This window comes from Tsuneonella suprasediminis, from assembly GCF_003605755.1.
In the GTDB taxonomy this organism is placed as follows: domain Bacteria; phylum Pseudomonadota; class Alphaproteobacteria; order Sphingomonadales; family Sphingomonadaceae; genus Tsuneonella; species Tsuneonella suprasediminis.
On record NZ_RAHJ01000002.1, the window covers coordinates 1 to 586 of the forward strand.

Here is a 586-nt window from a genome sequence, read left to right on the forward strand (position 1 = left end):
GGAAAAGGTTTGATTACAGCAAAAGGTAAACAGATTAAATATGGAGAAGAAATATTGCAGAATTTGGATGCCATCTGGAAGCTAAGAGTGATTTACTAGTAAGATATAGGCAGATGGATCTCTTTGGACTTCAGGGAAGTCAAACCTTCAGGAAGGAGGATCTCCAAAATCAAAGCCAGAGGTTGACTAGTAGGCTGTAGCCACATCAACACAATGCCCGTTGCTGCAGACCTTTCCATCTGCACATTTTGTTCCAGGAAGAACCATTCCCTTATGTTCATCTTCGTTGGAATAGAACATCTTGCAAGGATTATTTTGTCCAGGTGAATTATCTTTGCAGTATAACCTGCCACATTTTACATCTTCTGGTGCACATGGAATCTTTATACCATTTTCCTTTCTGCAGTAGCCATAATAATTGCCTTTCGTGTTACTCTCAAAACATGAATCTTCAGCCTCATAAACATCGGCCCCCCAGAGAGCATAACATTGGTGATACATGATGGGGCAATTCCCATTGTAGCAGTAACCGTAGTTATCTAGGCATGGTTGTCCATTCTTATGGAAGACATCTGCAGGACACTCA

1 protein-coding gene is annotated in these 586 nt (G+C 41.1%); it reads right to left on the reverse strand.

Annotation, left to right across the window (positions count from 1 at the left end):
- Nucleotides 1-186: 186 nt before the first annotated feature.
- Nucleotides 187-586: hypothetical protein (locus tag D6858_RS00235; protein ID WP_133305204.1), on the reverse strand; the 400-nt coding region annotated here is incomplete at its 5' end.